This window comes from Polynucleobacter sp. MG-28-Ekke-A2, from assembly GCF_035012985.1.
Classification (GTDB): Bacteria; Pseudomonadota; Gammaproteobacteria; order Burkholderiales; family Burkholderiaceae; genus Polynucleobacter.
Window position 1 is genome coordinate 76,206 of record NZ_JAYGQU010000004.1, and the last position, 13,792, is coordinate 89,997.

General features: G+C 45.6%; 10 protein-coding genes. 6 read left to right on the forward strand and 4 right to left on the reverse strand.

Annotation, left to right across the window (positions count from 1 at the left end; all coding sequences use genetic code 11):
- Window positions 1-170 precede the first annotated feature (170 nt).
- Entirely contained in the window at window positions 171-1,439 is a 1,269-nt protein-coding gene (oxlT, locus tag VC188_RS04295) for an oxalate/formate MFS antiporter (protein ID WP_215321624.1), read from the forward strand.
- 100 nt (window positions 1,440-1,539) lie between these two features.
- On the opposite strand, the gene ggt is transcribed toward oxlT, so the two are convergent.
- Together ggt and VC188_RS04305 are read right to left on the reverse strand one after the other, a co-directional pair.
- A complete protein-coding gene (gene ggt / locus VC188_RS04300; RefSeq protein WP_323483143.1) occupies window positions 1,540-3,138 on the reverse strand; it encodes a gamma-glutamyltransferase in 1,599 nt (532 codons plus the stop codon).
- A 116-nt stretch (window positions 3,139-3,254) separates the two neighbouring features.
- Complete coding sequence (locus VC188_RS04305; RefSeq protein WP_323483144.1) at window positions 3,255-3,497, reverse strand: GIY-YIG nuclease family protein; 243 nt, start codon at window positions 3,495-3,497, stop codon at window positions 3,255-3,257.
- Between the two features lie 103 nt (window positions 3,498-3,600).
- Between VC188_RS04305 and clpB the strand changes: the two genes are divergently transcribed.
- Together clpB and VC188_RS04315 are read left to right on the forward strand one after the other, a co-directional pair.
- Window positions 3,601-6,204: an ATP-dependent chaperone ClpB gene (gene clpB / locus VC188_RS04310; RefSeq protein WP_323483145.1), complete on the forward strand. Its 2,604-nt coding sequence runs from the start codon at window positions 3,601-3,603 to the stop codon at window positions 6,202-6,204.
- 62 nt (window positions 6,205-6,266) lie between these two features.
- A complete protein-coding gene (locus tag VC188_RS04315; RefSeq protein ID WP_323483146.1) occupies window positions 6,267-7,487 on the forward strand; it encodes an MFS transporter in 1,221 nt (406 codons plus the stop codon).
- Here the strand turns inward: VC188_RS04315 and VC188_RS04320 are convergent.
- A complete protein-coding gene (locus VC188_RS04320) occupies window positions 7,484-8,203 on the reverse strand; it encodes a 5-oxoprolinase subunit PxpA (RefSeq protein WP_215321629.1) in 720 nt (239 codons plus the stop codon). The genes VC188_RS04315 and VC188_RS04320 overlap by 4 nt on opposite strands.
- Window positions 8,203-9,945, reverse strand: coding sequence for an urea amidolyase family protein (locus VC188_RS04325; RefSeq protein WP_323483147.1), 1,743 nt, complete (start codon window positions 9,943-9,945; stop codon window positions 8,203-8,205). The genes VC188_RS04320 and VC188_RS04325 overlap by 1 nt, the downstream gene beginning before the upstream one ends.
- Window positions 9,946-10,052: 107 nt before the next feature.
- Here VC188_RS04325 and VC188_RS04330 point away from each other — a divergent pair, with 107 nt between their 5' ends.
- From VC188_RS04330 to aceA, 3 genes are all read left to right on the forward strand, one after another.
- Complete coding sequence (locus VC188_RS04330; RefSeq protein WP_215321631.1) at window positions 10,053-11,315, forward strand: MFS transporter; 1,263 nt, start codon at window positions 10,053-10,055, stop codon at window positions 11,313-11,315.
- Between the two features lie 10 nt (window positions 11,316-11,325).
- Window positions 11,326-12,192 carry an amidohydrolase family protein gene (locus VC188_RS04335; RefSeq protein ID WP_323483148.1) on the forward strand — a complete coding sequence of 289 codons (867 nt, stop codon included), beginning with the start codon at window positions 11,326-11,328 and terminating at the stop codon, window positions 12,190-12,192.
- Window positions 12,193-12,452: 260 nt separating this feature from the next.
- Window positions 12,453-13,751, forward strand: coding sequence for an isocitrate lyase (aceA, locus tag VC188_RS04340; protein ID WP_072583092.1), 1,299 nt, complete (start codon window positions 12,453-12,455; stop codon window positions 13,749-13,751).
- The last annotated feature ends 41 nt before the right edge of the window (window positions 13,752-13,792 follow it).

Consider the following 13,792-nt stretch of genomic DNA (forward strand, 5'->3'; position numbering starts at 1 on the left):
GCCCGATTAGGCCCTTATTCAAAGGTTTTATTGGTGCACCAAGCTGCATCAAAATAAACGTTTCTGCACCATCCAAGGGAATTCCTTAGTAATTACCCGCAAATTTAGATCAAAATGCATTAACAAAAGTTTTTTAGAAATTTTGATTAAACAAAGCTCAGGAGATTTACATGACAACAGCAGCATTGAGTACGGAAAGTACTAGTAGCAACCCCCTAAAGTCGAAATGGGTGCAACTGGCTTTAGGCGTCATTTGTATGATGTCCATATCCAGCCCTCAATATGTTTGGGCTTTATTTACTAAGCCAATCATGGGTCAGCTCGGTGTTACTTTGACAGAGTTGCAAATTACATTTTCGATCTTGATTGTTTTACAGACTTTTTTCTCGCCGTTTCAGGGTTACTTAGTTGATAAGTTTGGCCCTCGCCTTTTGTTATCCATCGGTACTATTCTGACCGGTGCAAGCTGGGTTCTTTCGGCTAACCTGACTACCGTATCTCATCTTTACCTCACCTATGGTGTGTTAGGTGGCTTGGGTACCGGTATTGTTTACATCGGCGTTGTTGGCTTAATGGTTCGTTGGTTCCCAAATAATCGTGGCTTTGCAGTAGGCATGGTTGCTGCTGGCTATGGTATCGGTGCATTGCTGACGACCTTCCCAATCTCCACTAGCTTGACTGAGACAGGGATTCAGGGCACGTTGACGTTCTTTGGCTACATCATTGGTGCCGTTGGACTATTGGCTGCTCAAGGCATTCGCGTTCCTCACGCTGATCGCGTACAAACAGCTGATCAAATAGAGGCCGCTGCAACAGGAGTTGCTCCAAAGACAATGTTAAAGACACCAGTATTTTGGTTGATGTTTTTGATGATGTCCATGATGTCTACATCAGGTTTGATGGTGATCTCTCAGATGGGCGCATTTGCAAAAGACTTTGGCGTTACATCGGCCATGGTTTTTGGTATGGCTGCCTTGCCTTTAGCCTTAACAATCGATCGCGTTACCAATGGTTTAACCCGGCCAATATTTGGTTGGGTATCTGATCGTATCGGACGTGAATACACCATGACGATTGCTTTTGGTTTAGAAGCAGTTGCTATGTTTGCATGGGTAATGACACGCTCAGATCCTGTCATGTTCGTATTGCTCTCAGGTATCGTGTTCTTTGGTTGGGGTGAGATTTTCTCTTTATTCCCATCTACTTTGACTGATACGTTTGGCCAAAAGCATGCCACTACAAACTATGGTTTCTTGTACATGGCTCAAGGCGTTGGTTCTATTATCGGCGCCCCAGTTGCAGCCTATATTCATGGCGTGACTGAAAGCTGGTTGCCAGTATTTGGCATCATGATCGTATTGGATGCTACTGCGGCTATCCTGGCATTTTTCGTACTACGTCCAATGCGTGCTAAGTATATGAAGACGCGTTCTGCATGAGTGCCAACTTAGTGGCAATTTGAAATTCGAAGTTAGAAAAAAGGCTACCAACTTGGTAGCCTTTTTTAATGTCGTCTAATTGTTACTGCATTGAGAGGTATTAGAAAGCGCTCACAGCTCCATCGCTTCTAGGGTCCCATCCCCCTTTCAATATTCCAGACGGATCACGAATAATGCAACCCGCATGACCAACGGTTTCATCAAAGGCGTCTAGCATTTCAATTTCATGGCCTAAGGCATGAAGTTCTTTTGCGACTTCTGGACCAAAGCGTGATTCTAGTTTTAAGCTATCACTCGTTTGTCCCCAGGTGCGACCGAGTAACCAGCGTGGGCGACTAATAGCATCCTGTGGGTCAAGGCCATAAGTTGCTGTACGAGTAAATACTGCGCACTGGGTTTGTGGTTGACCATCACCACCCATCGTTCCATAAACCATTGAGCGACCATCTTTAAATAAAGCCATCGCTGGGTTAAGAGTGTGAAAAGGCTTACGATACGGCTCAAGGTGATTGAGTGTGTTTGGATCAAGAGAAAAGCTGCAACCACGGTTTTGCCAGTTGACACCTGAGGTAGGAAGCACAATGCCTGCGCCAAACTCATGGTAGATGCTTTGAATGAAAGAAACGCAATTACCATCACCGTCAATGACACCCATCCAAATAGTATCTGCAGGACCTTTACCCTGGCCCCATGGAAGCGCTTTCTGCGGATCGATATTCTTGGCTAGCTTTTTCAGGAATGCGGGCGATAAGAAGGTTTGCGCATTCTCTGTCATATATGCAGGATCTGTTACAAACTGATCGCGTATCTTAAATGCTTGCTTGGTGGCTTCAACGCAGTGATGAACGTATTCTGGACTATCCACTTTGAAGCGTTTTAAGTTCAATTGATCCAAGATGCCGATGATCATCAATGAGACAACGCCTTGTGTAGGTGGTGTCATGTTGTAAACATTACCCATGCTATGTTTTAGCTCAAGAGGGTCTATGAGTTTTGCCTTGTGACGGTGCAAGTCATCTAATCTCAGTGGACTTCCTAACTCTGCGAGTTCTTTAGCTAATGATTCAGCCAGTTCACCGCGGTAATAGTCATCAGTTCCTTTTTTGGCAATCTGGCGCAAGGTTTTTGCGAGACGTTCTTGCTTAAAGATGCTGCCAACAGTCGGCGCTTTGCCATCCACCAAAAAAGTCTCTGCAAAGCCAGGAATAGGGCTGAGTTCCTTACGCTTCTTTTCTGTAAGGCTTGATTGGCTGAAGGTAACTGGCGTACCAGCTTCTGCATAGTGAATCGCATCAGCCAGCAGACGGGACAGCGGTAGTTTGCCGCCTAACCCCTGTTTTGATAGCTTGTGTGCTGCGCCCCAACCGGATATGGTTCCGGCAACTGTATTAGCCGCTACTGCGCCACGAAAGGGGATTGCTTTGGCGATGCCGCGTTCTGCGTACCATTGCTTTGTCGCTAAACCAGCAGCTGCGCCACAAGCATCAATTCCACCCATTTCTTTGCCAGGAGAATGAACAACCCAGAAAGAGTCTCCACCTATCGAGTTCATATGGGGGTAGACCACAGCAATAGTTGCTGCAGCAGCAATCATTGCCTCTAAGGCGTTTCCGCCTTCTCGTAAAACAGCTAAGGCTGATTCTGATGCCAAGGAGTGTGGCGCGACCGCCATTCCTCGAGTTCCCCATTTTGGTTGCATGATTAGTCTCCAGTTCAATAATTGGTTTTTTATGCCTATATTGTAGGGCTCATGCATACGGTTGACTTACTTGTCATGCACAAATTTGGTTAACCTCATATGGCCAATGAGTACTTCTAATTCTGAAAGAAAGTCAGCTTTTGGGATCGCGGCAAGCTCTTTAGGCGAAGCTCGGCTTTCGATGCCTCAGATCGATTAGGGTGCTCTTGAGTGGCTAAGAGTACAACTGGTCTGCGCGCTCTTGTATAGCGAGCGCCTTGCCCTGAATTGTGGGCCTCTAAGCGATGCTCTATGCGGTTAGTAATGCCGGCATAGTAGGTGCCGTCAGCGCATTCAAGGAGGTAAACAAGCCAGGTCAAAATAGGAAAAATTAGGGTTAAAAGTGGGGTAGATGCTTGAAATTATTAATATTGCCCTTATATTCTATAGATAGATATAGATGGAGTTGATTGGGTACAAAAAATGAGAATAGATAAATTAACAACCAAATTTCAAGAGGCCTTAAGTGAGGCCCAAAGTGTTGCTTTAGCTAAAGACAATCAATACATCGAGCCAGCCCATCTGCTGTTGGCGATGTTGCGAGATTCTGATGGTGGCGCCAAGAGTTTATTGACTCGAGCAGGGGTCAATGTCCCTGGGCTTGAAAAAGGCGTAGAGAAAATCATCAGCAATCTCCCCGAAGTGCAGGGTACCAGCGGAGAAGTGCAAGTCGGTCGTGATTTAAGTAATTGGCTCAACCTATGTGAAAAAGAGGCCAATAAGCGCAATGATCAATTTATTGCTGGCGAATTGTTCTTGCTAGTGGTGGCTGATGACAAGGGTGAGTTCGGTAAAGTGGCTCGTGAAAATGGATTAAATCGTAAATCGTTAGAAGCGGCTATTGATTTAGTGCGCGGAGGAGAATCAGTGAATAGTGCAGATGCTGAAGGCCAACGTGAAGCCTTAAAGAAATACACAGTGGATTTAACTGAGCGTGCTCGTATGGGTAAGCTCGATCCAGTCATTGGGCGTGACGATGAGATTCGTCGCACCATTCAAATTTTGCAACGTCGCGGTAAGAACAATCCTGTACTCATTGGTGAGCCTGGCGTGGGTAAGACTGCTATCGTTGAAGGCTTGGCGCAGCGCATCGTCAATGGCGAAGTTCCTGAGACTTTGAAAAATAAGCGTGTCTTGGTCTTGGATATGGCCTTGTTATTGGCTGGTGCCAAGTACCGAGGTGAATTTGAGGAGCGCCTGAAGGCTGTTCTTAGCGATGTCGCTAAAGATGAAGGTCAAACCATCATCTTTATCGATGAGATTCACACGATGGTTGGTGCAGGCAAGGGGGAGGGCGCGATGGATGCCGGCAATATGCTCAAACCCGCATTAGCTCGTGGTGAATTGCATTGTATCGGCGCAACTACCTTGGATGAATATCGTAAGTACATCGAAAAGGATCCTGCGCTGGAGCGTCGTTTCCAAAAAGTGATGGTGGAAGAGCCTACCGTTGAGGCTACTATTGCCATCTTGCGAGGTCTTAAGGAGCGCTATGAACTACATCATGGCATTGAAATTACTGATCCAGCGATTGTTGCGGCTGCTGAGTTATCGCATCGCTACATTACAGATCGTTTCTTGCCAGATAAGGCGATCGACCTAATTGACGAAGCGGGTTCGCGTATTCGGATGGAGATTGATTCCAAGCCTGAAGTGATGGATAGGCTGGAGCGTCGTTTGATTCAATTAAAGATTGAGCGCGAAGCTGTTAAGAAGGAGAAGGATGATGCTTCGCAAAAACGCTTAGGTCTCATTGAGGATGAAATTAAACGTCTGGGTGCTGAGTATGCTGATTTAGAAGAGGTTTGGAAGGCAGAGAAGGGTGCTGTATTGGGCGCAGCTCAGCTGAAAGAGGAAATTGAAAAAGTAAGGGTAGATATTGCAAAGTTGCAACGCGATGGTAAGTTAGAAAAGGTTGCGGAGTTGCAATATGGGAAGTTGCCTGAGCTAGAGGCTAAGTTGAAGTCTGCTGCTGCGGCGGAAGCTAAGGGTGACAAAGATGGCGTATTGAAGAACAGGTTACTTCGCACTCAAGTTGGCGCAGAAGAAATTGCGGAAGTAGTTTCTCGTGCGACGGGTATTCCAGTATCGAAGATGATGCAAGGTGAGCGCGATAAGTTGCTCAAGATGGAGGAGCTGCTGCATAAGCGTGTGGTTGGTCAAGAAGAGGCCATTCGCGCAGTATCGGATGCTATTCGTCGTTCCCGCGCTGGTTTGGCTGAAGAGAATCGTCCTTATGGATCCTTCTTATTCCTTGGGCCTACCGGTGTTGGTAAGACTGAGCTCTGCAAAGCCCTGGCTGGCTTCTTGTTTGATAGCGAAGATCATCTGATTCGCATTGATATGAGTGAGTTTATGGAGAAACATAGCGTGGCACGTTTAATTGGTGCGCCTCCAGGGTATGTTGGTTACGAAGAGGGCGGTTATTTAACTGAGCAAGTCCGTCGTCATCCATATAGCGTGATCTTGTTTGATGAAATCGAGAAAGCTCACCCAGATGTATTTAACGTTCTCTTGCAGGTTCTGGATGATGGTCGTCTAACTGATGGCCAAGGTCGTACTGTGGACTTTAAGAACACTGTCATCGTAATGACCAGCAATATTGGATCGCATTTAATTCAGTCGATGGTTGATAAGAAGCAAGCGGAAATTAAAGAAGCGGTATTTGAGGAGTTGAAGAATCATTTCCGCCCTGAGTTTTTAAATCGTATTGACGAAATCGTAGTGTTCCATGGTTTGGACAAAGGCAATATCGCCAGTATCGCCAAGATCTTGCTCAAGAACTTATCGGATCGTTTGGCAAAAGTGGATATGCAGCTTGAGGTTAGTGATGCCGCTTTGAATAAGATTGCCGAAGTGGGCTTTGATCCAGTCTTTGGAGCAAGGCCTCTGAAGCGCGCGATTCAGCAGCATATTGAGAACCCAGTTTCCAAGATGATTTTGGAAGGTAAGTTCGGACCCATGGATGTGGTGCCTGTCGATGTGGATAAATCAGGTGAGTTTAGCTTTAGCCGTCAGGTCCATTAAGTAATCCTAAGTAACAAATACGTAGTTCAGCAGGAATATTCCTGCGCCAGTACACTCGGTACATGACTGTTGCGCTTAGTAGGCGTGCCAGTGATGTCCGGGTTATTGGTCTCATTAGCCTAGCTCACGGCAGCTCTCATTTCTTTCATTTAATTCTACCTCCCATGTTCCCATGGTTGAGGGATGCTTTTGCATTGAGCTATGCCGAACTCGGTTTACTCATGTCAGTCTTTTTTGTGGTTTCATGTGTAGCTCAAGCAGGCTCAGGATTTTTAGTTGATCGCATTGGGGCGAGGCCAGTTTTATTTTGTGGCGTTGGATTATTAGTCCTTGCGGCATTGATTTACTCCCAAAGCAATGGGTATGCCATGCTCTTATTAGGGGCTGTTATTGCTGGATGCGGCAACGGTATTTTTCATCCAGTCGATTACACATTGATTAATCACAAAGTATCTCCGCCAAATCTACCTTACGCCTACTCTATGCATGGTGTGACTGGATATCTGGGATGGGCTGCCGCGCCCGCCTTTATTGTGGGCATTGCGCAACTTGCAGATTGGCGTGTTGCGTTTATGTTGGCAGGAGTTCTTGAGGCTTTGATTCTATTGGTCCTCTGGCTTAATAAAAGCCAGCTGATTGACAATGTCAAGGAGCGACATGCGAGTGCTCAGGCTGCAAACTTCGGTAGCGCTCATGAGAGTCCTTTTGCATTCTTAAAGTTGCCGGCAGTATGGTTATGTTGGGCATTCTTTTTCTTTAGTATGGCATCTACTTCCAGCTTGCAATCCTTTGCTCCAAGTGCGCTATTTGGTATTTATGAGATTCCAATCAATATCGGTAGTTATTACATTACCCTTTTGGCGCTAGGTAGCGCTGGAGGGGTTTTATTTGGTGGCTATTTGGCTGCTAAGTTACGGGCTCCGGAAAGAATAGTCTCTACCTGTTTGTCTATTACGGTAGTGATGTGCTTGCTGCTGGCGACTGGAATCATGTCAACTGACTTGATACCTATTATTTTCTTTGCACTAGGTTTTGGTTATGGAGTGGTTGCGCCTTCACGAGATTTATTGGTTAAAAAGGCAACCCCACAAGGCGTAGCTGGACGGGTTTATGGAATCGTGTATTCGGGAATTGATTTGGGCGCCGCAGTTGGTCCATTCATTTTCGGTTTTTTCATGGATGCTGGATTGCCGAAGGCGCTATTTCTTGGAATCGTCGTATTCCAGCTCATGATTATTCCAACCGTCTTTACAGTAACCTCAAAGAGCCGGCAGGCAGCTTAAGATAAAGCTGCTTTAATCCTTTTTGCAAATTCAACCGCATGCGGATTATCGCCATGAATGCATAAGGTGTCGGTCTGAATTTCGATTTCATTACCATCAATCGCGATGACCTTACCATTTTTTGACATGCTAATCACTTGATTAAGGGCTTCTGTTTCATCTTCAATTACCGCACCCGCTTGAGTGCGCGGGACCAGAAAGCCTTCTTTGGTGTATTTGCGATCCGCGAATACCTCTTGCCATGCCGGAACATTTAGCTCTTTGGCGGCATCGATCAGGCAGCTTCCCGCAAGGCCGTACAAAATAACTTCGGATCCCAAATCTTTTACAGCCTGTGCGATACCTCGTGCGAGTTTGATGTCTTTAGCTGCCTGGTTATATAGGGCTCCATGCGGTTTGACATGATGTAGCTTCTTTCCGATTGCATTCACAAAAGCTTTTAATGCGCCAGCTTGGTAAAGAACGTAGTTGTAGGCATCCTCTTCGGATACAGCCATCTCACGTCGCCCAAACCCTTCTAGATCTGGAAGGCCTGGATGTGCGCCAATATGAACCCCTTTTTTGCTTGCCATTTCAACCAACTTTTTCATACGTGCTGGATCGCCAGCGTGCCACCCACAGGCAATGTTGGTCGATGTAATGTAGTCAAGCAATAATGCATCGTTGCCCATTTCCCAGGCGCCAAAGCCTTCGCCCATATCGCTATTAATATCCATTACGAATTTCCACTGGTTTGAATAATTGTTTGAATTGAGTTGATTGTTGATTCTTGTAACTTTAACGCTTCCGCATTTAAACGGTCTGCCTCTTCAATATCTATCGGAATGAATCGTATTTTTGAGCCCGGTTTAACTTGTGCCAATTTAATGAGGTCGGAATAAATGACTTCGGCTAAGCGCGGGTATCCGCCAGTAGTTTGATGCTCTGCAAGCATCACAATAGGCTCATGTGAGGGCGGGTATTGTACAGTTCCAAACGTAATTGCTTGTGATGGAATATTGGGTAAATTCTTTTTGACCTTGAACTCACCTTGTAGACGGAGACCCATGCGATTGCTTTGGTTGCTCACGGTCCAAACGGTCAACCAAAATAACTCTCGCTCTTTAATGGATAAAAAGGATAGGTGAGGCCCTGCCAAGCAATAGATTGGAGTGATTGTTGCTAAAGGCGTGAAAGGTGACTTGATATGCCATTTTGCGAAAGATGGCAGAGCATCTCCTTTAAGGAGTGACTTTAAGAAAGGTGATTGCAAAGGCGATTGGGGGTTGATGAGCGATAAGAGCTGCCCCTTTTCAAGACGTTTTGGTCCAATATCAGCACTGATATGTGAGCCTGAGGAGCCTAATATTTTAGGTAACTGCAGCCCGCCACCAATGGCTAATAGCGCTCGAAACCCGGGATTAAGTGGCGAAAATTTGAGCACGCTGCCTTTTGCCAACCATACGGGTCGATTGCCTGGGATGCGTTGATCATCAACAATGCCGTCACAGTGTGCGCCGACCCATGCTACACAAGTTGCTTGATGAAAGAGAAGGCTTGGACCGCTGGAGGTCATCTCTATAGCGGCCATGTCCATTGAGTTGCCTACTAAAGCATTCGCTAGATGAAGAGATGATAAGTCGCAGGCTCCGCCAGGACCAACCGCCCAATGAGAAAGGCCGGATCTTGGCTCATCTTGAATAGTACTAAAGGTTCCAGACTGTAATACTTCAATAGATGCTTTGTTATTAACCTTATCTAATGCGTGAATAATTTCTTGGTGAGCGTTCTTTTGATCTTGTTTGTAAAACTCATCCAATGTAATTTCTTCAATCTGCATTTGATCTCCAGCCATAAATAATCCTGGTGGTTGATTTTGGATGTCAAACATTTGATTGGGTGAGCGACCAATAAGATTCCATCCGCCTGGCGTGGTTCGAGGGTAAATTGCAGTTTGTAATTCTGCAATCGCAACGCTACCTTTAGGTACTGCTGGCCGAGGAGAGGATAGGCGAGGTAGGCGCAACTTAGGGTCAAGGCCACTAAAGTATGCAAACCCAGGCATAAAGCCCAGAATATCTGCCGTATAAAGATTTTTCTTGTGAAGATGAATTGTCTCTTCAATAGACAATTGGCAGGCCTTAGCAATGGCGTGTAGATCTAGTGCGACATCCGGGTGATAACAAACTTGAATCCGATGAATCTTAGCCGGATAAGTTGAGCGCTTCTTTTGTTTTGCTAACTGATGCTGAATTTTCTCTAGTTCTGCAAATGCTTGTTGACGCGTTAGATTTGGTCCTTCATGCGTATATTGCAATTGGATGACCAGCGAATCTAGGCCAGGAACGATTTCAGCGGCCCATAAGGGTTTGTTGGCCAACAGTAGCTTGCTTAGCTCATGAATATCTTTTAAGGCATCTGATGATTTAGAGAAATCAATCAATATGCTGTGGTCGCCAATTAGTGTGCAATGCATCATGATGGAGTGTTAGGGGTTTTCTCTAGTATGTGCTTTAGCAGGAATAATTGGGTTATAAAGATATTACTCATTCATTAATTTAAAGCCTAAAAAATAAAGGAGACAAAATGAGTCAACAACCGGATACCAGTCTGACTGGTTTTTATAAGGTCATGAGCCCCAAAGAAAAGAAAACTTTTTGGGGTTGTTTCTTAGGCTGGGCATTAGACGGCATGGACTTCATGATTTACCCCTTGGTGATTGGAACCATTATTGCAGTATGGCAGGTCGATCGGGGCATGGCTGGTCTTGCGGTAACGGGTACTTTATTGGCTTCTGCATTTGGTGGATGGTTTGCAGGTTATTTAGCTGATCGTATCGGTCGCGTACGCACGCTTCAGTTCACGATTCTTTGGTTCTCTAGCTTCAGTTTGATTTGTGCATTCACACAAGACTTTAATCAGCTCATGATTGCTCGCGCACTCTTGGGTTTTGGTTTCGGGGGTGAGTGGGCTGCTGGTGCTGTATTGATGGGTGAAACGATTCGCGCTGAATATCGTGGCCGCGCTGTAGGTAGTGTGCAATCCGCTTGGGCGGTAGGTTGGGGTGCTGCTGTGCTTCTGCAGGCCATTATGTTTAGCTTGCTCCCTGCTGATATGGCATGGCGCGCAATGTTTGTTGTGGGCTTTTTCCCAGCATTACTCCTGCTCTACATCCGTCGTAATGTAGAGGAGCCTGAGATTGCGAAGATTGCTCGTGAAAAAGTTGCGGCAGCTGGTGACTCACCATCAATCTTTGAAATTTTCAAACCGGGCATCTTGAAAACTACCATCTTGGCTTCTTTGTTGACCATGGGTGCGCAAGGCGGTTATTACGCAATTACAACTTGGGTGCCAACCTTCCTAAAGGCTGAGCGTAAATTAACAGTCGTTGGCTCTACCGGTTACTTGGCATTCCTGATTGTTGGCAGCTTTGTTGGTTACCTGGTTGGCGCTTGGATGGCTGACCGCTTTGGCCGTCGGAAACTCTTTATGACTTTCTCGCTGGGCGCAATTGTTTTAGTCTTGGCATACACCCAGTTAGAAATTACGAATGAGATGATGATGTGGCTTGGCTTCCCCCTCGGTTTTTTTGCTAGCGGTTATTTCTCGGGCATGGGCGCATTCTTGACTGAACTCTTCCCAACTCGTTTGCGTGGATCCGGTCAGGGCTTTTGCTATAACTTTGGCCGCGGTATTGGTGCTTTATTCCCTGCTTTGGTTGGTTATTTCTCAGCTCAATATGGATTGGCTATGGCGATTGCGATCTTTGCTGTGATTGCTTATGGTGTTTTCTTTATAGCTGCAGTAATTCTTCCTGAAACCAAGGGGCGCGAATTGAAGGCTAACTAACGGCTTATCTGTGTCACAAAAAGAAATTCCGTTTTGCCCAGGACCGCCCGATCATCAGGGTGGTCCTTTTCCTTTTCAGATGCCTATTGGCGCAGTGGATACACATGCGCATGTCATTAGTGCGGCCAGTTTTGTGCCTGATCGTTCCTACACTTCTCCAGAGGCAACCGAGGAGCAATACATTCGAATGCTTGATGAGGTTGGCATGACCTACGGCGTACTGATTCAGGTTAGCGTGAATGGCCAAGATAATGAGCCAATGCTAAAGGCGTTAAGAAATCATCCGCAACGCTTGCGTGGGGTTGCTGTGCCGCTACTTGGTCAAGTAGATTCTTATTATCAAAAGATGAGGGATGCTGGTGTAGTTGGCATTCGCATGAACCTTATGTTCTCTGGAGGCGGCTTAGATATTTCGAAGCTTGAGGAGTGTGATGCTCTAGCAAGGGATTGGGGTTGGCATATTCAATTTTTGTTAGATGCAAATGATCTTCCAGCGCTGATGCCGCGCATGCAGAACTTAAAGTCTACCCTTGTGGTTGATCATATGGGCTACTTAAAAACTTCTGTTGGTCTGGATTCGCCTGGCTTTAAAGCGCTTGTTGATTTAGTACGAGAGCGGGCATGGGTGAAAGTGTCCGGCGCCTATCGTTTAACTGATCAAGCGCCTCCTTATGAAGATGTGGTTCCTTATGCGCAAGTATTAATTGATGCCGCACCTGAACGATGTGTATGGGGCTCTGATTGGCCGCATGTTGCTAATTGGGGTGTTATGCCATCGGTAGCGCAGCTACTTGAAAGTCTTGCCTCATATGCGCCTGATGAAGGACTGCGTAATCGAATTCTTTGCGCCAACCCACTGAAGCTATATTTTTCATAATATGAAATGTCATTACGCTGCGTAAAATTCTGTGCAGTAAGCAGTTGATCTTTTCATTCCAAGCAGTGAATAACTATTCCACATAGTAAAAATGTAAATATAAGTTATTGAATTTAAATAACTAAATATTTTCAAAAATATCTCAAATTCCCCTTGCCTGCTTTTTTGAACTGTCTAAACTCTTATATAAGACATAAGACTTGAATAGGTCTTAAAGGTCTTCAAATTTTGAAGTACTTGTTTAACTTAGGGAGAAAAACATGGCAGATCGCAAAGCAGAAATCGCAGCACTACAAAAAGACTGGGATACCAATCCACGCTGGAAAGGTATTACTCGTGGCTATACAGCTGAGGACGTAGTACGTCTTCGTGGTTCGTTGAAGATTGAGCACACTTTAGCTAAGCATGGTGCTGAGCGTCTTTGGGAATTGGTAAATAACGAAGCTTACGTTAACTGTTTGGGTGCTTTGACTGGTGGTCAAGCAATGCAGCAGGTTAAAGCTGGCGTACAAGCTATTTACTTGTCAGGCTGGCAGGTTGCTGCTGATGGTAACTCTTATGCAGCAATGTACCCTGACCAATCTTTATATCCAGTAGATTCAGTTCCTAAGATGGTTGAGCGTATCAATAACTCATTCCAACGCGCTGATGAAATTCAAACAGCTAAAGGTATCAACAAAGGTGATGCAGGTTACATCGAGTATTTCGCTCCAATCGTTGCCGATGCTGAAGCTGGTTTCGGTGGTGTATTGAATGCATTTGAATTAAGTAAAGCCTTGATCAAGCAGGGCGCTGCGGGCGTTCACTTTGAAGATCAATTGTCTTCTGTTAAGAAGTGCGGTCACTTGGGCGGCAAAGTATTGTTGCCTACTGCCGAGTCAGTCCAGAAGTTGATTTCTGCACGCTTGGCTGCTGACGTGATGGGTGTTTCTACTATTATCTTGGCCCGTACCGATGCTGAAGCTGCTGACTTGTTGACATCTGACTACGATGCAAATGACAAGCCATTCTTGACAGGCGAGCGCACTCCAGAAGGCTTCTACAAAACACGTAAAGGCTTGGATCAAGCGATCTCACGTGGTTTGGCTTACGCTGCTTACGCAGATATGGTTTGGTGTGAGACTGGTACCCCTGACCTTGAGTTTGCTCGTCAGTTTGCTGAAGCAATTCGTGCAAAGTTCCCAGGCAAAATGTTGGCTTACAACTGCTCACCATCTTTCAACTGGAAGAAAAACTTGGACGACGCAACCATTGCTAAATTCCAACGTGAATTAGGCGCAATGGGTTACAAGTATCAGTTCATCACATTGGCTGGTATCCACTCTATGTGGTACAACATGTTCGACTTGGCTCAAGACTACATGCAGCGCGGTATGACTGCTTACATCGAGAAAGTACAAGAGCCAGAATTTGCTGCTCGTGACCGTGGATACACATTCGTTTCACATCAGCAAGAAGTTGGTACTGGTTACTTCGACGACGTAACTACCGTTATTCAAGGTGGTAAGTCTTCTGTAACAGCATTGACTGGTTCTACTGAAGAAGAGCAGTTCCATTAAGAATCCCTAAGTAGTACGTTGTAAGCAGTAGCACCATACTG